This is a genomic window from Pseudonocardia humida, assembly GCF_023898865.1.
In the GTDB taxonomy this organism is placed as follows: domain Bacteria; phylum Actinomycetota; class Actinomycetes; order Mycobacteriales; family Pseudonocardiaceae; genus Pseudonocardia; species Pseudonocardia humida.
In genome coordinates this window covers 24,818-42,803 of sequence record NZ_JAGSOV010000015.1, presented here as the reverse complement: position 1 = coordinate 42,803, position 17,986 = coordinate 24,818, and the positions used below count along the sequence as shown (strand labels likewise).

The window sequence follows — 17,986 nt, the reverse complement described above, 5'->3', positions numbered from 1 at the left end:
GACGACAGGAGCACCCCCGTGGCCCGACTGCGTTTCGGCATCTTCCTCGCCCCGTTCCACCCAGCGGGGGAGAACCCGACCACCGCCCTGCAGCGCGACCTGCGCCTGGTCGAGCACCTCGACGAGCTCGGCTACGACGAGGCCTGGATCGGTGAGCACCACTCGGCGGGTTCGGAGATCATCGCCTCGCCGGAGATCTTCATCGCCGCGGCCGCCGAGCGGACCCGGCACATCAGGCTCGGCACCGGCGTGACGTCGCTGAGCTACCACAACCCGCTGTGGGTGGCCGAGCGGATGGTGCTGCTCGACCACCTCACCCGCGGCCGGGTGATGCTCGGCGTCGGCCCGGGCTCGCTGCCCACCGACTCGGCGATGATCGGCCTCAACCCCACCGACACCCGCGAGCTGCTCGAGGAGAACCTCGACATCGTCATGCGCCTGCTGCGCGGCGACGAGCCGGTCAACGCCGAGACCCGCACCCACAAGCTGATCGACGCCCGGCTGCACCTGCGGCCGTACTCCGACCCGCTGTTCGACGTGGCCGTGGCCGCCGTCGCCTCGCCCACCGGTCCCCGCCTCGCCGGCCGGCACGGCCTGGGCCTGCTGTCCATCGGGGCCACCCTGACCAAGGAGGGCTTCGACGCGCTGGCCCACCACTGGGGCGTGATGGAGGAGCGCGCCGCGACCTTCGGCACCACCGTCGACCGCGCGAAGTGGCGGCTGGTCGGGCTGATGCACGTCGCCGAGACCCGCGAGCAGGCCTACAAGGAGGTCGAGCACGGCATCGAGCAGTGGTTCCGCTACTTCCAGAAGGTCGCCGCGTTCCCGCAGATGGCCGTGGAGGGCGGCGACGTCAAGGAGATGATCGACTTCGTCAACGAGGCCGGCATCGGCGCGATCGGCACCGTCGAGGACGCCGCCGCCCAGGTGCAGCGCCTCGTCGACCAGTCCAACGGCGGGTTCGGCGCGATGCTGCTGCTCGCCCACGAATGGGCCAACCCCCAGGCCACCCGCCGCTCCTACGAGCTCATCGCCCAGCACGTCATGCCCCGGTTCCAGGGCCAGGCCCAGGCGACCCTGGACGCGAAGGCCCGGGCGAGCGAGGTGCGCTCGGGGCACGCCGACCAGCAGAACGCCGCGGTGGCGCACATGACCGAGAAGTACCAGAAGGAGCTGGCGGACAAGGGCTGACGGGCTGGGGCGTTCGGCGCGGTCGGGGTTCGCCGGTGCTACGTGGCGGATTCGGCGGCGTCGTCCGGGTGGTTGGGCGGGCCTCGCGCGCGAGATGTACCTGAGGCACCTCTTCCGGCCGGTCGAGGTGCACCACGTACATCTCGCGCATGTCGATCACCTCCGCCCGCCCTTCAGCGGGCCCCGGCACCCCGGCCCCGTCAGCCCGACGCAGCCCCACCCCCGTCCCGCGTCCCGAACATCCCGGTGAACGTGCTCCGGAACACCTCCTGCTCCCCCCGCCGCAGGTGCGCCCGCAGCCGCACCAAGCCCACCCCGGGCCGCGTCCGCGAGCGCCGCGCTTCGAGCACCTCCATCGTCGCCACCAGTTCGTCGCCGGCGAAGACGGGGGCGGGCCAGGCGATCTCCTCGCCGCCGGGGGAGCCGAGGGAGGTGGCCCCGTTCAGCACCCCGTCCGCGTAGGCCCGCATCCACAGGCCGACGGTGAACCACCCCGACGCCGCCAACCCACCGAAGATCGACTCCTTGGCGGCCTCCTCGTCGACGTGGAAGGGCTGCGGGTCGAAGCGGCGGGCGAAGGCGAGCATCTCCTCGCGGTCGACCACGGTCGTCCCGAGCTGGAACACGCGCCCGGGGGTGAAGTCCTCGAAGGCCAGTTGCACCCCCCGATCCTCGCCCGCCACCCGCGCCTCCGACCACCCCGCCCCACCGACTCGGCGACCACCAGCTCCGCGCCCCGATGTCAGGAAAGCCACCTTCAGGACACGAGGCGTCCTGAACGTGGCTTTCCTGACATCGGGGGAGGGGAGGGGCGGAGGTGGGTCAGGGGTGGGTGCCGATGAGGGCGAGGGCGGGGTCGTGGAGGAGGCCGTTGGTGGCGATGCCGTCGCCCTCGGCGAACGTGCCGGTCCCGGACAGCCCGGTCATCCGCCCGCCCGCCTCGGCGACGATCGGCACCAGCGCGGCCAGGTCCCACGGGTTGACGATCGCGTCGACGGCGACGTCGAGCACGCCTTCGGCGACCAGGCAGTGCTGCCAGAAGTCGCCGAAGGCGCGGGTCTCCCAGCAGGCGTCGACCAGGGCCAGCCAGCGGTCCATGCGGCCCTGCTGGCCGAAGACGCGCAGGTCGGTGGTGGACAGGTAGGCGTCGTCCAGCTCGCGGACGCCGGAGACGGTGATCGGGCGGGGGTCGGCGCCGGGGGCGTCGCTGGTCCAGGCGCCGAGGCCGCGCGCGCCCCACCAGCGCCTGCCGAGGGCGGGGGCGCTGGCCACCCCGACGACCGGGTCGCCGTCGACGGTCAGCGCGATGAGGGTGGCCCAGGCGGGCATGGCGCGGGAGAAGTTCTTGGTGCCGTCGATCGGGTCGAGCACCCAGCCGCGCCCGTCGAAGGACAGGTCGCCGCCCTCCTCCTCGCCGAGCACGGCGTCGTCGGGGCGGTTCTCGGTGATCAGCGCGCGCAGGGCGGTCTCGGCGGCGGTGTCGGCGTCGGTGACGGGAGTGCGGTCGGGTTTGCGGTCGACGCGCAGGTCGGCGGCGCGGAACCGGGGGAGGGTGACGGCGTCGGCGGCGTCGGCGAGTGCGAGGGCCAGCTCGAGGTCGGCCTTCAGGTCCTGACGGTGATCGGCGTCCACCGCGGCAGCATCCCAGTGATCAGCGGCCGTGCGTACTGTGGCGAGGTGACCACCGTCCTGCTGGCGGAGGACGACGCCGCCATCGCCGAACCGCTGTCCCGGGCCCTGCAGCGGGAGGGCTATGCGGTCGACGTCGCCGAGGACGGGCTCGGCGCGCTGGACCGGGTCCGCTCCGGCCACGTCGACCTGCTCGTCCTCGACCTCGGCCTGCCCGGGATGGACGGGCTGGAGGTGTGCCGGCGGGTCCGGCTCGACCACCCCGACCTGCCCGTCCTGATGCTCACCGCGCGCACCGACGAGGTCGACTTCGTCGTCGGTCTCGACGCGGGCGCCGACGACTACGTGGGCAAGCCGTTCCGGCTGGCCGAGCTGCTGGCCAGGGTGCGGGCGCTGCTGCGCAGGCTGACGCCGGAGTCGGTCGAGGTGGGCGGGGTGCGGATGGAGCTGTCGGGCAGGCGCGTCCTGGTCGACGGGGCCGAGGTCGGGCTGGCCAACAAGGAGTTCGAGCTGCTCAAGGTGCTGCTGATGCGGGCGGGGCAGGTCGTCACCCGGGAGGAGATCCTCCGCGAGGTGTGGAACGACCCGGACATGAAGACGTCCAAGACGCTGGACATGCACATGTCCTGGCTGCGTCGCAAGATCGGCGGCGAGCGGCGGATCGCGACCGTGCGCGGCGTCGGCTTCCGCTTCAACCACGACTGACCCGGCGTGCGCCGCAGGATCCTGCAGTCGACGCTGCTGGTCGTCGCGCTGACCGCGCTCGTGCTGGGCGGGCCGCTGGCCATCACCACGTGGCGGCTCGTGGAGGACTTCCACCGCGCCGACCTGACGTCGCGGCTGGAGCAGCTGGGCGAGCGGCTGGACGGCTCGGCGACGCTCGACCAGATCGACCAGACCGCGATCGACCTGTCGGTGCCGCCCGGCGGGCAGCTGACGCTGGAGCCGTCGGGGCAGCCCCGGCAGGTCTTCGGCGCCGACCCGGGCCCCGATCCGGTCGCCGAGGCGCTGCCGTTCGGGCCGGGTGGCTCGCTCACCATGGCGGAGCCGCGCTACGTCATGCGGGCCGAGCAGCTGCAGGTCACGGCGGTCGTGCTGCTGCTGGTCGTGCTCTCGATCGGGACCGGGACGGTGGTCGCCACGGTCACCGCGCAGCGCCTGGCCGAGCCGTTGCGCGACGTGGCCGACCGGGCCGCCCGGTTGGGCGCCGGCGACTTCCGGGCGACGCCGCACCGGCACGGCATCCCCGAGCTGGACCGCGTCTCCGACGTGCTCGACACCTCGGCGGTGGCGCTGGCCGACCTCGTCCAGCGCGAGCGCACGCTCGTCGGCGACGTGTCCCACCAGCTGCGCAGCCGGTTGACGGCGCTGCAGCTGCGGCTGGACGAGCTGGCCACGCACCCCGACCCGAGCGCGCGCCGGGAGGCGCTCGCCGCGCTGGAGCAGACCGAGCGCCTGGCCGCCGTGCTCGACGAGCTGCTGGAGGCGGCCCGGGTGGCCCGCGCGGCCGGGGCCGAGCTGCAGGACCTCAAGGAGGCGCTCAGCGCCGTGGCCGACGAGTGGCGCCCGGCGCTGCGGGCGGCCGGGCGGGCGCTGCGGGTGCGGCTGCCGGCGGGCCTGCTGGCCAGGGTGACGCCCGCCCGGTTGCGCGAGGCGGTCGGCGCGCTGGTGGACAACGCGATCCAGCACGGCGGCGGGACGGTGACGCTGAGCGCCCGCTCGACGGAGAACAGCCTGCTGGTCGAGGTGAGCGACACCGGTCACGGCGTCCCGGAGGAGCTGGTGCCGCACGTCTTCGACCGCGGTGTCTCGGTGGGCTCGTCGACCGGCCTGGGCCTGGCGCTGGCCCGCGCGCTCGTCGAGGCCGACGGGGGGCGCCTGGAGCTGTCCCGGGCCCGCCCGGCGATGTTCACGATCTTCCTGCCGGCCGCCCGTGCGGACGACGTGATGGGCGCGCCCCGCACGCCCGCGACTCCCCGCTGAGGGTCAGAGGCGGGGTTCGGCGCCCGCGGAGACCTGGCGGCGCACGCCCTCGTCGGGGAAGACGAAGCGGCGGAAGGCCCACCAGCGGAACGCCATGCCGGCGAGCACGCCGAGTATCTGGCCGCTGACGAAGTCGGCGATCTCCTGGGTGAGCAGGCTCACCTCGGGCACGCGCAGGAGCAGCAGGTAGCGGGAGACCGCCAGGGGGGCGGTGTAGACGGCGACGCCGATGCCGCTGACGATGAAGAACAGCGCGGCCTCGTGGTGGCGCTCGCGCCCGCCCCGCGTGCGGAACGACCACTCCCGGTTGAGCACGTAGGACACGATCGTCGCCACCAGCACTGCGATGATCTTCGCGGTGATCGGCTTCTCCGCCAGCACAGTGGCCTTGAGCACCAGGAACACCGCCGTGTCGATGATCCACGTGGTGCCACCGACCAGCGCGAACTTCAGCAGCTCGCGGTGCTTGACGGCAACGCTCCGGTACGGCTGCGGGATGGCGGCCAGCACGGTTTCGACCACGGACACCTGCTCGATCGTGCCAGACCGGATCGGTGCCCGCCCCGCAGGTAGGCTCTGCCCATCGTGGACGTGCCCGGAACCAGCCAGCTCCCCGTCGTCGGGATGATCGGGGCGGGACAGCTCGCGCGGATGACGCAGCAGTCCGCCATCGCGCTCGGCCAGTCACTGCGGGTACTGGCCACTGGGCCGGGCGACCCCGCCGCTCTGGTCTGTTCGGACGTCCGCATCGGCAGCCCGGATGACGCTGTCGCCTTGCGCTCGTTCGCCGCCGGGTGCTCCGCGGTCACCCTCGACCACGAGCAGGTGCCGCAGGAGCGGCTGCGCGCGCTCGTCGACGCCGGGGTCGCGGTGCACCCGCGGCCCGACGCCCTGCTGCACGCCCAGGACAAGCTGGTCATGCGCGAGCGGCTGGCCGGGCTCGGGCTGGCGGTCCCGGAGTTCGCCGCCGTGCGCGAGCCGGCCGACGTCGAGCGGTTCGCCGCCGAGCACGGGCTGCCGGTCGTCCTCAAGGCGGTGCGCGGCGGCTACGACGGGCGCGGCGTCTGGATGCTCGACGCCCTCGACGCCGACCTGGTCGCCCGGCTGCTCGACGCGGGGACGCCGCTGATGGTCGAGCGCGCGGTGCCGATGCGCCGGGAGCTGGCCGCGCTGGTCGCCCGTTCGCCGTTCGGGCAGGCCGCGGCCTGGCCGGTGGTGGAGACGGTGCAGGAGCGCGGGCAGTGCGTGCAGGTGCTGGCCCCGGCGCCGGGGCTGTCCGAGGACTCGGCGATCGAGGCCCAGCACCTGGCCCTGCGCGTCGCGGCCGAGCTGGACGTCACCGGGCTGCTGGCCGTCGAGCTGTTCGAGGGCACCGCGGGCGAGCTGGTCGTCAACGAGCTGGCGATGCGCCCGCACAACTCCGGGCACTGGACGATCGAGGGCTCGCGCACCTCGCAGTTCGAGCAGCACCTGCGCGCCGTGCTCGACTACCCGCTGGGCGCCACCGCGCCCACGGCGCCCGCGGTCGTCATGGCGAACGTGCTGGGCGCCGCGCAGGCCCCGGCGATGAGCACCGACGAGCGGCTGCACCACCTGTTCGCGCGCTTCCCGGACGCGAAGGTGCACCTCTACGGCAAGGCCGAGCGGCCCGACCGCAAGGTCGGCCACGTGACGTTCCTCGGCGACGACATGGCCGCCGTCCGCGCCCGCGCCGCGCTGGCCGCCGAGTGGCTGGCCAGTGCGACCTGGGCCGACGGCTGGTCCGAGCACCTCGGGGAGGCGGCGCGTGCCTGAGTCCACCGTCGGCGTGATCATGGGCAGCGACTCGGACTGGCCGGTGATGTCCGCGGCCGCCGAGGCGCTCGCCGAGTTCGACGTGCCGCACGAGGTCGGCGTCTACTCCGCGCACCGCACCCCGCAACGGATGCTCGACTACGCCACGGGTGCTGTGCGGCGCGGCCTCAAGGTGATCATCGCCGGGGCCGGGGGCGCCGCCCACCTGCCCGGCATGGTCGCCGCAGCCACCCCGCTGCCGGTGATCGGCGTCCCGGTTCCGCTGGCCCGCCTGGACGGGCTGGACTCGCTGCTGTCGATCGTGCAGATGCCGGCCGGGGTGCCGGTCGCCACGGTCGCGGTCGGCGGCGCGCGCAACGCCGGGCTGCTCGCCGTGCGGATCCTGGCCGCCGGCGACCCCGACCTGCTACGCCGAATGGTTGGGTTCCAGGCCGAGCTGGAGCGATCCGTGCTGGTCAAGGATGCGGCGCTGCGCGAGCGCGTGGAGCCGCCGGAGAACCGCTGAAAACACGTGGCGAGATGCGGTCGCGCAGTCGTAGTGTGGCCGTACACGTGAGAGGAGGTGGTCCAAAGTTGATTAGCCATTGGACATGTGAGGTGGCTGTCCGCTAGCACCACAGGACTAGTCTCCGACCGTTTGTGGAAGCCGGCGTGGTGCCGGCGAATCCCAGGCAGTCACCCGTGATCCCCGGGCCCGAGCCCGTCCAGCTCGGCGTACGCATGCTTCGGTGCGGCCCGGGGATCACGCATGTCCGGACCCGGCCGGGTCCCGTCAGTGCGGGATCTCCAGCACGTCGAGGAACGCCCGGGTCGCGGGCGTCGGGTTGAAGTCGCTCCAGACCACGAACTCGACCCTCCCGGGCCCGTCGACGACCGGCATCGTGGCCAGCCCGTCCCGGTCGCGGGCGAAGGCGGCCGGCAGCAGCGCGACGGCGAGGCCCCGGCCGACGATCCGGGCCACCAGGTCGGCCGTGGGCACCTCGAAGGCGACGTCGCGGACCAGCCCGGCGGCGGCGAAGGCCCGGTCGCTCTGCGCCCGGCCGGGGGTCCGGGCCGGGAAGTCGACGAAGGTCTCCTCGGCCAGGCACTCCAGGTCCACCGCCGTGCGCCCGGCGAGCGGGTGCCCCGTCGCGACGACGGCCACGAGCCGTTCGCGGACGAGCTCGTGTGCGCGCACGCCCCGGGGCCGGTCGGTCTCGGGCAGCCCGAGCACGGCGAGGTCGAGACCGCCCTCGCGGACCTGCGCCGCGAGCTCGTCGCTGGCCCCGACGCGCAGCGCGATGCGCACCCGCGGGTGCCGCGCCCGGAAGCGCTGCAGCGCCTCCGGGAGGTCGACGCCGGTCGTGGCCGGGATGACGCCGACGGCGAACCGCCCGCGCACCTCACCGACCGCGGCGGCGGCGTCGGCCCCGGCGCGCTCGGCGGCGTCGAGGCACTGCCGGGCGGCCGGCAGGAACGCCTCCCCGGCCGCGGTGAGCTCGACGCGGCGGCTGGTGCGGGCGAACAGCCGCACCCCCAGCTCGCGCTCCAGGCTCGCGATCTGGTGGCTCAGCGACGACTGGACCACGAAGCACCGCTCGGCGGCGCGGGTGAAGCCGCCGGTCTCGGCGACCGCCAGCACGTACCGCAGCTGCTGGAGCTCCATCGATCGATCGTCCTCATCGATCGACGGCATGGCAAGGATGTGTTGGACGCATCGATGGTCCGCGGTGAGGCTCGAACCATGAGCACAGCGACCTCGTCGCCGCGGACCGCGGTCGGCGGACGGGCGGCGATGACCGCCGCGACGGCCCTCGCCCCGGCCGTGTGGGGCACCACCTACCTGGTCACCACCGAACTGCTGCCCGCCGAGCACCCGCTGTTCGCCGCGCTCCTGCGGGCGCTGCCCGCCGGGATCGTCGCGCTGGCGCTGACCCGCGCGCTGCCGCGCGGTGCCTGGTGGGGGCGGACCGCGGCGCTCGGCGCGCTGAACGTCGGCGCGTTCTTCCCGCTGCTGCTGCTCACCGCCGAGCGCCTGCCGGGCGGCGTCGCCGCGACCCTCGGCGCCGTGCAGCCGATCCTGGTCGTCGGCCTGGCCGGCGCGGTGCTGCACGAGCGCATCTCGGCCTGGCGGCTGGGCTGGGGCGTCACCGGCGTGGTCGGGGTCGGGCTCGTGGTCCTCGGCCCGTCCGCCGCGTTCGACGCCGTCGGGCTCGCCGCGGGTCTGGGCGGCGCGGCCGCCATGGCCACGGGCACGACCCTCGCCAAGCGCTGGGGGCGCCCGCCCGGCGTCGGACCGATGGCCTTCGCCGGGTGGCAGCTGACGGCCGGTGGCCTGGTCCTGCTCCCGCTCGCGCTGCTGGTCGAAGGGGTCCCGGCGCACGTCGACGCTCCGGCGGTCGCCGGTTACCTGTGGCTGGGCAGCGTCGGCGGGCTGATCGCCTACACGCTGTGGTTCCGCGGGATCGGGGCGCTCCCGGTCACCGCGACCGCCCTGCTGGGCCTGCTCTCGCCGCTGGTCGCCGCGGCCCTCGGGGCGCTGGTGCTCGGCGAGACCTTCAGCGCCGTCCAGCTGGCCGGGTTCGCCCTGGCCCTGGCCGCGCTGCTGGCCGGCCAGCTCGACCCCGGCGGCGGCCGCCGCGCGTGAGGCTCGCCCGGACGGCGCATCGGCTGCCGAGCCCGATCAGGGGAGCCGGGAGCGCTCCAGCCGGTCGGCCGCGGCCTCCAGGCGCTGGGCGACGGCGTGCAGCGGGTCGGCCCGGCGGACGGGCTCGCCGGGCAGCAGCGCGGCCACCTCGCGGAACCGCTCCCGGCAGGAGCGCCCGCCGTCGTCCGGCGCCCCCGCGGCCAGCCACTCGCGCAGCGCCAGGTTGTGCGCCGCCACGACGGCCGCCGCCGTCACCGCGGCCCGCATGTCGCCATCGGGCGAGCCGGCGAAGCGCTGCCGGAGGTTGCGGGTGAACAGCCTGCGGTAGTGGTCGACGCTGGCCGACTCGCGGTCGCGCAGCGCGGCGACCTGGTGGGTCACCCGGTAGCGGCGCAGCGAGAGCGCCGGGTCGGCGGTGTAGAGCTCGAAGACCGTCTCGCCCGCCCGCATGACGAGCGCCGTCGTCGGCTCGCCGGCGTGCGCGGTGGCGAAGACCTCGGCGACCCGGGCCAGCGCGCCCTCGTGGTCGGGCGAGATGGCGTCCTCCTTGCTGCGGAAGTACCGGAAGAAGGTGCGCCGCCCGACGCCCGCCGCGCCCGCGATGTCGTCGACGGTCGTGTCCTCGTAGCCCCGCTCGTCGAACAGCCGCGCCGCCGCGGCGACCAGCTCGCGGCGCACCTCGGCCCGCCCCTGCGCGGAGCTCCCGCGGCGCGTCCGGGTGGCCGGCATGGCGTCGGTCATGGCACGGAGGGTAGCAGCGCGCCTTGCTAATGGCACGGAGTGCCGTTACCGTGGGTCGGGTGGATCCCGCATTCGATACCTACCGGCTGAGCGACGAGCACGAGGCGCTCCGCGACGCCGTGCGCGCGCTGGCGGAGAAGGAGATCGCACCGCACGCAGCCGACGTCGACGAGCGGGTCCGCTTCCCGACCGAGGCGCACGAGGCCCTGGTCAAGGCCGGTTTCCAGGCTGTGATCATCCCCGAGGAGTACGGCGGTCAGGGCGCCGACGAGCTGGCCGGCTGCATCGTGATCGAGGAGGTCGCCCGGGTCTGCACGTCGTCGTCGCTGATCCCCGCGGTCAACGGCCTGGGCATGACCCCGATCCTGCTGTCGGCGTCCGACGAGCTGAAGAAGCGGGTCCTGCCCTCGATCGCGACCGGCGAGGCCATGATCAGCTACGCGCTCTCCGAGCGCGAGGCGGGCTCGGACGCCGCCGCGATGAAGACCCGCGCCCGCCGCGACGGCGACGACTGGGTGCTGAACGGCACCAAGTGCTGGATCACCAACGCGGGCGAGTCGACCTGGTACACCGTCATGGCGGTCACCGACCCCGGGAAGGGCGCCAACGGCATCTCCGCGTTCGTCGTCCACCGCGACGACCCCGGCTTCGAGGTCGGCCCGAAGGAGCGCAAGCTCGGCATCGCGGGCTCGCCCACCCGCGAGATCTACTTCTCCGACTGCCGCATGCCCGCCGACCGGATCATCGGCGCCGAGGGCACCGGCTTCAAGACCGCCCTGCGCACCCTCGACCACACCCGCCCCACCATCGGCGCCCAGGCCGTCGGCATCGCCCAGGGCGCGCTGGACATCGCCGTCGCCTACGCCAAGGAGCGCAAGCAGTTCGGCAAGCACCTCGCCGAGTTCCAGGGCCTGCAGTTCATGCTGGCCGACATGGCGATGAAGGTCGAAGCCGCCCGCCAGCTGGTCTACGTGGCCGCCTCGCGCGCCGAGCGCGGCGAGCCGAACCTCGGCTTCATCTCCAGCGCCGCCAAGTGCCTGGCCTCCGACACCGCCATGAGCGTCACCACCGACGCGGTGCAGCTGCTGGGCGGCGCGGGGTACACGAAGGACTTCCCGGTGGAGCGGATGATGCGCGACGCCAAGATCACCCAGATCTACGAGGGGACCAACCAGATCCAGCGGTTGGTGATGGCGCGGGCCCTGCTCAAGGGCTAGCCCCCGCTCCCCAGCCCTCCGACCGGAGGGGGTGCTGAGCACCGCGCGCACCGTGTGGTCACCGCGCACACGTCAGGACATGCGCGCGGTGGAGGCCAGGTGTGCGCGGTGCGGAACGGTGTGCGCGGTGGCAGCGCTACCGCGTCGCGTCCCGCACCGTGAACTCCAGCGCCGTCCGCCCGTCCGACGCCGGGCCCGAGGCCCGCAGGACGAGTCCGCAGTCGGCGGCCAGGGCGGCCAGCTCGTCGACGGTGCGTTCCCGGCCGCCGAAGTACACCAGCATGGACAGGTCGATCGCGGTGTTCGCGCCCCGCCCCCGCACCGGCTCGATCACCACGACCGTGCCGTCGGGGGCGGCGGCCCGCCGGCATCCGGTGAGGATCGTGCGGGCGTGGTCGTCGTCCCAGTCGTGCAGGATGTCGGACAGCAGGTAGGCGTCGGCGCCCGCGGGCAGGGGGTCGAAGAAGCTGCCGGGCACGGCGCCCGCCCGGTCGTCGAGCCCGGCGGCGGCGAACCGCTCGGCGGCGGCGGCCGCAGTCGGGGGCAGGTCCACGACCCGCCCACGCAGGCCCGGGTGGGCCCGCAGGATCTCGACGAGGAGCCCCCCGTCGCCCCCGCCGACGTCGACGACCTCGGTGAAGCGGCCCCAGTCGAAGCGCCGGGCGATCTGCGGCGCCTGCTCCCGGAACCGCCAGTTCATCTGGGCGTCGAAGGAGCGCCGCAGCTCCGGTGCGGCGTCGAGGTCGGCCCAGAAGTCGCGGCCGTAGCGCCGCGGGTAGGCGGCGGCACCGGTGGTGATCACCTCGAGCAGGTCGACGAAGGCGAGCTCGGCCCGCCCGCCCGCGCTGTCGATGTCGAGCAGCGGCTTGACGCCCTCCGGGGCGTCCTGGCCCATCTGGGCGCCGAGAGCGGTCGGCCGGTAGCGGCCGGACCCCGCGTCGCGGTCGAAGACGCCGACCGCGACCAGGTGGTCGAGCAGGCAGCGCAGGGCCGGGGGCGCGGTGCCGGTCTCGGTGGCGAGGTGCTCCGCCGTCGCTCCCGCGCTCCCGGCGAGCTCCACCAGGTCGAGCGTCGCGGCGACGCGGATGGCCATCGGGGTGGCGAGATCGGCCATCGCTCGGATCGAGGGCGCGGCGGCTGGGTCCACCGCCCGAACATAACCACCGGGGTGCCCGGTCACGACGCGATCACCGCCGAATCAGCCCGCCATCCGCGTCCGGAGGTCCCACGTGCGGACGGTGGCGTCGGTGCTGCCGGAGACGAGGACCGGGCCATCCGCGAGCTCGGTGGCCATCGCGACGACCACGCTGCCGGTGTGGCCGGTGATCGGGTCGCCGATCGGGGCCCCGGTCGCCGGGTCCCACAGCCGCAGCGCGCGGTCGTCGCCGGTCGAGACGATCGCCGGGCGACCGTCGACGGTGATCACCGCCAGCCCGCGGACCGGCCCGGTGTGGCCGGTCAGCGGGTCGCCGATCGGGGTGCCGGTGGCGAGGTCCCAGCGGCGCACGGTCGCGTCCTCGCCGCCGGAGACGGCCACCGGCCGGCCGTCGACCTCGGCGACCGCCAGCGCGAGGACGGGGCCCGTGTGGCCGGTCATCGGCTCGCCGATCGGGGTGCCGGCCGTCGGGTCGCCGACGCGGACGGTGCGGTCCTGCGACACCGAGACGACGACGGTGCGGTCGCCGAGGCGGGCCGTGGCGAGCGCGTTCACCCGGGAGGTGTGGCCGGCGAGCGGGGTGCCGACCGGGTCGCCGGTGGCCGCGTCGGCCAGCCGCACGATCCCGTCGGTGCCGCCGAAGACGATCACCCGACGGCCGTCGACGTCGTCGAGGGCGACGTCGAGGACTTCGCCGCCGCCGCTGCGGACGGGCTTGCCGACCTGTAGCCCGGTGCTCGGGTCCCAGGTGCGGACGGCGCCGTCCTCGCCCGCGGTGAGCACCACCGGCCGCCCGGCGACCTCGCCGCCGGCCATCGCCGTCACGCCGGCGCGCTGCTCGGTGATCGGCTCGGCCACCTGGGCGCCGGTCTCGGCGTCCCACACCCGCAGGGTGGCGTCCGAACTGCCCGAGACGAGCGCGGCGCGGCCGTCGACCCGGGTCGCGACCACCCCGAAGACGGCCGCCGAGTGGCCGCTCAGCACCCGTTCGGCCGGGTGCGCGCCGGGGGCCGGGGGCGCGGCGGGGGAGGACGCGGCGGCGGGGGCGTGCGGCGTGCCGGTGGCCGTGGACGCGCCGTCGGAGATGACGACGGCGAGCACGGCAGCGGCGGCGACGACGACGGTCGCGGACAGCGCCACGGCGACCGGCCGCAGCCGGGACGGCCGGTCGGGGCCGGTGGGCGTGGGGGCGGTCAGCGGGGCGGTCGGCATCGACCGGTGCTGCGGGACCACCGGGGCCGGGGCCGCGGTCAGCGCCGCGCGGGCGGCGGAGGCGAGGTCGGTGGCCGTCGGGAAGCGCCGGCCGGGGTCCTTGGCCAGCACCCGCGCGACGACGCCGTCCATGGCGGCGGGCACGCCGGGGCGCGCCGAGGGCCGCGGCGGCGGCGTGTGCTGGTGGGCGTGCACCAGGCCGACCAGGCTGGGCGCGCTGAACGGCGGCTCCCCGGTGAGCGCCTCGTGCAGCAGGCAGCCCAGGGCGTAGACGTCGCCGCGGTGGTCGCCGTCGCCGTCGAACCGCTCGGGCGCCAGGTAGGCCGGGGTGCCGATGACCGCGCCGATCGACGACGACAGCAGGGTGCCGTCCACCGACCTGGCCACCCCGAAGTCGATCAGGTAGGCGTGCTCGGACCCGTCGCCGGTCAGCAGCACGTTCGACGGCTTGACGTCGCGGTGCACGAGCCCGGCGCGGTGGGCGGCGGCCAGCCCGTGGGCGACCTGCTCGACGATCCGCACGGCCCGCTCGGGGGCGAGCGGGCCGTCGCGGCCGATCAGCGTGCCGAGGTCGGTGCCCTCGACCAGCGGCATGTCGATGAACAGCCGACCCCCCACCTCGCCGAAGTCGTGGATCGGGATCACGTTCGGCGAGTGCAGCCGGGCCACCAGCGCGGACTCCCGGCGGAACCGGCGCTCGAAGCCGGTGTCGCCGCGCAGCCAGGGACCCAGCAGCTTGAGCGCGACCTCCCGGTCCTTGCGGGTGTCCACGGCCCGCCACACCTCGGCCATGCCGCCCTGCCCGACCAGCGAGACGAGGCGGTACGGGCCCAGCACCGTTCCGCTCGCAGCGCTCCCGCCCCGGCTCGGCACGGCTGTGATCCTAGGGCCGGGCCGCGAGCGGGTTCTGCGCCGAACGGACGCCGTCGGGGCCCGGCCCCGGGCCGGGTGCCGGTTCGTCCGGCGGGCTGCGGCACCTCGGCGATGTATCGTTCCGCGCCCCCCGGACGAGGGAGGGGGCGACTCCGGCCGGACGCGGCGGGTTTCGACGGACGGAGCGGGCATGACGATCACGGGCCTCATCAGCATGCTCGTGGTCGGTGCGATCATCGGCTCCCTCGGTCGGCTGGTGGTACCGGCTCGTCAGCCGATCCCGGTGCGGCTCACGGTGCTCGTCGGCGTGCTCGCCGCCTTCGTCGCCACGTTCATCGTGCGGGCGCTCGGGATCGCGTCGGCGACCTCGGGCATCGACTGGCTCGAACTGCTGGTCCAGGTCCTGACGGCGGCGATCGGGGTCGTGGCGGTGGCGAACCTCCACGCCCGGCGGGGTGTGGAGGTCCGCCGAACCCCCCGCTCGCCGGACACGTCCGCCACGCTGACCACCCGGACCGCGGAGCCGCCCCGCCCGCGGCGGGCGGCGGCCACCTCGCCCCGGCCGCGCCCGTCGCCCTCACGGATCTTCGTGAGCTACCGCCGCTCGGACAGCCGCCACGCCGCGCGCGGCGTCTCGGACCGGCTGCGCGCCCACTTCGGCCGGCGGGAGGTGTTCATGGACGTGGACTCCCTCGACGCGGGTGTCGACTCCGCCGAGGGCGTCCTCGATGCGATCCGGGCGAGCGCCGTCGTGCTCGTCCTGATCGGCGAGAAGTGGCTCACCGCGCAGGACGAGCGGGGCCTGCCCCGGCTCGAGGACCCGGTCGACAACGTGCGGATCGAGATCGAGCAGGCACTCCGCCTGCGCAAGCCGGTGGTGCCCGTCCTGCTCGACCGGGCCGACATGCCGCGCCCGGGCGACCTGCCTGCCCCGCTCGCGGCGCTGAGCCGGGTGAACGGCATCCGGCTCGACCACGTGTCCTGGGACGCCGACATCGACGTCCTGGTCGGCACGATCGCGCGGCTGCGCCAACGGCCGACCGCCCGGATCCGAGGAGTCCTTTGTGGACAACACACCGGGACGTCGCGGACCGCTGCGGGGGCCGTCCGAGTCCGTCCGGCCCTACCTCGCCGCCCTGACCGCCGTCGTGAGCCTGGGCTGGACCGCGTGGGTGCCGACGACCTGGCTCGACTGGGTCGCGGTGCTCGGCCTCACGCCCGCCGGCGTCGGCGGTGTGCTGCTCGGGGACCGCCTCGGCCTGTGGCTGAAGGACCGCGGGTTCGGGCGGCAGTAGTCGCCGCGCCACCGGCCGCGGACCTCAGCCCAGCCGGACCGTCGTCCGCTCGCTCTGCGCCTTGCGCTCCAGCCCGGCCTCGTCCGGGTTGCGCACCTGCACCAGCGAGGCGCCCGCGGCCAGCACCGCCAGCAGGCCGGTGACCAGGCCCTCGCCCGACCACTCCAGCGTCGACAGCACGCGCGACCCGGCCACCAGGCGGTGCGCCTCCGCGGCGGCGCGGGCGCCGGCGAGCAGCTCGGACACCGACTGCCCGTCCAGGGCGGGCGCCTCGGCCGGGAGCGGCTGCCACGGGACGAAGTCGTCGGGCTGCAGCCGGACCTCGGTGGCGAAGTCGAGCACGCCGACGGGCAGGCCCGGGATGCCCTTGCCGAAGGCGTCCAGCGAGAGCGCGACGACGCCGCCGGGCGGGTCGTCGGCCAGGGCCAGGTCGACGCGGTCGGCGTCGCAGAGGACCCACTCGGCCGCGCCCGGCTCGGTGACCACCTCCGCGCCACACCACCACGCGGCCAGCAGGACCGCGGCCGTCTGCCAGTGCGGGGGCAGCAGCAGCGCCACCTTCGTGCCCGGCTCGACGTCGCACTCCTCGCGGAGCAGGTTGGCCGCCTTGGCCGCCCAGTTGGCCGTGGTCACCGCGGACAGCTCGATGCGCTCGCCCGTCGCGTCGTCGTAGTACGTGATCAGCGGTCGGGCGGCGTCGGGCCCGGTGCGCAGCGGGTCGAGGAGAGCGGCGGTGAGGGTCACGGGTCCACCGTATTCAGTCCGGTGCTCAGTCCACGCAGCCCGGGCCCGCCGCGGTGACCCCGGCCCCGGCGGACGGCGTGGGGTCGGCCGCCGCGGCGGTGGCGGCGACGGTGCGGGCGTCGAAGTCGTCGCCGGCCACGACGAGCAGGTGCCCGCGGGGGACCTCGTCGGACCGCTCGGTCGCGATGTCGCCCAACTGCTCGGCGACGGCCTGGGCGGCGTCGGAGTCCGGGTCGGTGTAGCGCACGACCGACCGCTCGGTGGGCTCGGTGTTGTCGACGGTGCCGGGCAGGAAGCCGAGCGTGCGCAGGTGGGCGGCCACGTCGGTGGCCAGGCCCACGGTGTCCGAGCCGTTGCGCACATCGGTCACGTAGCGGGAGGCGATGACGTCCAGCGCGGCCGGGGCGACGGGCAGGGCGGGCGCGGTGAGCTCGGCGTCCAGGGCGGCGCTGCGCTCCTCGATGAACGTCGCCACCTCGTCCGGGTCGACCACGATCACGTCGCCGCGGTCGTTGGTCTCGGCGCCGCGCGTCGGGATGGTGACGAACTCCAGGTCGCCGCCCGCGAGGTCGGTCGCCTGCCGGGCGAACCCCAGCAGGTCCCAGCCGGCGTCGATCACCACCGACCGCTGCACGACGTCGATGAGCCCACCGAGCTTGCCGGGGTCGGTGAGCGTGCCGCCGGCCAGGATCTTGTCGGCCACCGCGGCCAGGAACGCCTGCTGGCGGCGGATCCGGGACAGGTCGCCCTGGGGCAGGCCGTGGCGCTGCCGCACGAACGCCAGCGCGTCGCGCCCGGAGATGGTCTGCGGCCCGGCCGGGAACCGGGCGCCGGAGAGGTGGTCGTCGACGGCGCGGTTGAGGCACACGTCGACGCCGCCGATCGCGGTGGTCAGGTTGTAGAAGCCGAGCAGGTTGATCTCGGCGTAGTGGTCGACGACGACGCCGGTGAGGTCCTCCACGGACTCGATCAGCGACCGCCTGCCCGCCTCGCTGGACTCCAGGTCGATCCGGGTCCGGTCGGTGACGCCCTCGCGGACCAGGTCCTGGGCGGTCATGGCCTTCGTCGCCGGGTAGGCGGCGTTGATCTTGTCCTGGCGGTAGCCGGGGATGCGGACGTAGCTGTCGCGCGGGATGGAGAACGCGACCGCGGCGCCGCCGCCCTCCGGCACGTGCAGCAGGATGATCGTGTCGGAGTTGAGCACGCCGGTGTCGGCGCCGCTGTTGAGCTCGCGCAGCACCTCCGGCGGCAGCGGGTTGCCCTGCGCGTCGGTGCGGCTGTCCACGCCGACCAGCAGGATGTTCTGGTCGCCGCCGTCGCCCTCGCCGACGGCGGACGTCGTGGTGATGCCGGCGGTGACGTCGCGGTAGAAGCCCCACGCGACGCCGGTGACCGCGAAGATGAGCACCGACAGCACCACGGTCGCGATGCGCAGGCGGTGGACGATGCGGCCGGTGTCGAAGCGCCGCGGCCCGGCCCCGCTCACGGACCGCTCGGCCACGGGGCGACGGTAGCCGTCGGGTCG

At 74.9% G+C, this 17,986-nt stretch carries 18 protein-coding genes and 1 pseudogene; 9 read left to right on the top strand and 10 right to left on the bottom strand.

Going from position 1 to position 17,986, the window contains the following annotated elements:
• Nucleotides 1–18: 18 nt before the first annotated feature.
• On the top strand, nt 19–1,191 hold the full coding sequence (locus KDL28_RS06890) for an LLM class flavin-dependent oxidoreductase (protein ID WP_252436402.1): 1,173 nt from the start codon (nt 19–21) through the stop codon (nt 1,189–1,191).
• Nucleotides 1,192–1,391: 200 nt separating this feature from the next.
• Here KDL28_RS06890 and KDL28_RS06885 read toward each other — a convergent pair whose 3' ends face one another.
• On the bottom strand, nt 1,392–1,853 hold the full coding sequence (locus tag KDL28_RS06885; RefSeq protein ID WP_252436401.1) for a MaoC family dehydratase: 462 nt from the start codon (nt 1,851–1,853) through the stop codon (nt 1,392–1,394).
• A 160-nt stretch (nt 1,854–2,013) separates the two neighbouring features.
• The gene (gene hisN, locus KDL28_RS06880) at nt 2,014–2,823 is read right to left on the bottom strand and encodes a histidinol-phosphatase (RefSeq protein WP_252436399.1); all 810 of its coding nucleotides are present in this window, start codon (nt 2,821–2,823) and stop codon (nt 2,014–2,016) included.
• A 45-nt stretch (nt 2,824–2,868) separates the two neighbouring features.
• On the opposite strand from hisN, the gene KDL28_RS06875 reads away from it, so the two are divergent.
• A complete protein-coding gene (locus tag KDL28_RS06875) occupies nt 2,869–3,525 on the top strand; it encodes a response regulator transcription factor (RefSeq protein ID WP_252436398.1) in 657 nt (218 codons plus the stop codon).
• 6 nt (nt 3,526–3,531) lie between these two features.
• Nucleotides 3,532–4,803, top strand: coding sequence for an ATP-binding protein (locus KDL28_RS06870; RefSeq protein WP_252436396.1), 1,272 nt, complete (start codon nt 3,532–3,534; stop codon nt 4,801–4,803).
• 3 nt (nt 4,804–4,806) lie between these two features.
• Here KDL28_RS06870 and KDL28_RS06865 read toward each other — a convergent pair whose 3' ends face one another.
• Nucleotides 4,807–5,331: a GtrA family protein gene (locus tag KDL28_RS06865; RefSeq protein WP_252436395.1), complete on the bottom strand. Its 525-nt coding sequence runs from the start codon at nt 5,329–5,331 to the stop codon at nt 4,807–4,809.
• Between the two features lie 63 nt (nt 5,332–5,394).
• On the opposite strand from KDL28_RS06865, the gene KDL28_RS06860 reads away from it, so the two are divergent.
• The gene (locus KDL28_RS06860) at nt 5,395–6,597 is read left to right on the top strand and encodes a 5-(carboxyamino)imidazole ribonucleotide synthase (RefSeq protein ID WP_252436631.1); all 1,203 of its coding nucleotides are present in this window, start codon (nt 5,395–5,397) and stop codon (nt 6,595–6,597) included.
• 19 nt (nt 6,598–6,616) lie between these two features.
• A complete protein-coding gene (gene purE, locus KDL28_RS06855; RefSeq protein ID WP_252436629.1) occupies nt 6,617–7,102 on the top strand; it encodes a 5-(carboxyamino)imidazole ribonucleotide mutase in 486 nt (161 codons plus the stop codon).
• Between the two features lie 267 nt (nt 7,103–7,369).
• Here the strand turns inward: purE and KDL28_RS06850 are convergent, their stop codons facing one another.
• Entirely contained in the window at nt 7,370–8,242 is an 873-nt protein-coding gene (locus KDL28_RS06850) for a LysR family transcriptional regulator (protein WP_252436393.1), read from the bottom strand.
• Nucleotides 8,243–8,320: 78 nt separating this feature from the next.
• On the opposite strand from KDL28_RS06850, the gene KDL28_RS06845 reads away from it, so the two are divergent.
• Nucleotides 8,321–9,223 (top strand): EamA family transporter, encoded by a 903-nt coding sequence (locus KDL28_RS06845; protein ID WP_252436391.1) that lies wholly within the window; start codon nt 8,321–8,323, stop codon nt 9,221–9,223.
• Between the two features lie 36 nt (nt 9,224–9,259).
• Here the strand turns inward: KDL28_RS06845 and KDL28_RS06840 are convergent, their stop codons facing one another.
• Nucleotides 9,260–9,964: a TetR family transcriptional regulator gene (locus KDL28_RS06840; RefSeq protein ID WP_252436390.1), complete on the bottom strand. Its 705-nt coding sequence runs from the start codon at nt 9,962–9,964 to the stop codon at nt 9,260–9,262.
• A 59-nt stretch (nt 9,965–10,023) separates the two neighbouring features.
• Here KDL28_RS06840 and KDL28_RS06835 point away from each other — a divergent pair, with 59 nt between their 5' ends.
• A complete protein-coding gene (locus KDL28_RS06835) occupies nt 10,024–11,181 on the top strand; it encodes an acyl-CoA dehydrogenase (RefSeq protein ID WP_252436388.1) in 1,158 nt (385 codons plus the stop codon).
• Between the two features lie 136 nt (nt 11,182–11,317).
• Here the strand turns inward: KDL28_RS06835 and KDL28_RS06830 are convergent, their stop codons facing one another.
• From KDL28_RS06830 to KDL28_RS41370, 3 genes are all read right to left on the bottom strand, one after another.
• The gene (locus KDL28_RS06830) at nt 11,318–12,295 is read right to left on the bottom strand and encodes a methyltransferase (RefSeq protein ID WP_252436627.1); all 978 of its coding nucleotides are present in this window, start codon (nt 12,293–12,295) and stop codon (nt 11,318–11,320) included.
• An 84-nt stretch (nt 12,296–12,379) separates the two neighbouring features.
• Nucleotides 12,380–14,422, bottom strand: coding sequence for a serine/threonine-protein kinase (locus KDL28_RS06825; RefSeq protein ID WP_252436387.1), 2,043 nt, complete (start codon nt 14,420–14,422; stop codon nt 12,380–12,382).
• A 270-nt stretch (nt 14,423–14,692) separates the two neighbouring features.
• On the bottom strand, nt 14,693–14,914 hold the full coding sequence (locus KDL28_RS41370; protein ID WP_308215938.1) for a hypothetical protein: 222 nt from the start codon (nt 14,912–14,914) through the stop codon (nt 14,693–14,695).
• Between KDL28_RS41370 and KDL28_RS42065 the strand changes: the two are divergent.
• Nucleotides 14,847–15,359 (top strand): annotated as a pseudogene (locus tag KDL28_RS42065) (toll/interleukin-1 receptor domain-containing protein); the annotation flags it as partial. The gene KDL28_RS41370 and the pseudogene KDL28_RS42065 overlap by 68 nt on opposite strands.
• Nucleotides 15,360–15,486: 127 nt before the next feature.
• Nucleotides 15,487–15,717 (top strand): hypothetical protein, encoded by a 231-nt coding sequence (locus tag KDL28_RS06810; protein WP_252436661.1) that lies wholly within the window; start codon nt 15,487–15,489, stop codon nt 15,715–15,717.
• 24 nt (nt 15,718–15,741) lie between these two features.
• Here the strand turns inward: KDL28_RS06810 and KDL28_RS06805 are convergent, their stop codons facing one another.
• A complete protein-coding gene (locus tag KDL28_RS06805; RefSeq protein ID WP_252436386.1) occupies nt 15,742–16,461 on the bottom strand; it encodes a TIGR03089 family protein in 720 nt (239 codons plus the stop codon).
• A 25-nt stretch (nt 16,462–16,486) separates the two neighbouring features.
• Nucleotides 16,487–17,962: an LCP family protein gene (locus tag KDL28_RS06800; protein ID WP_252436384.1), complete on the bottom strand. Its 1,476-nt coding sequence runs from the start codon at nt 17,960–17,962 to the stop codon at nt 16,487–16,489.
• Between the last annotated feature and the right edge of the window lie 24 nt (nt 17,963–17,986).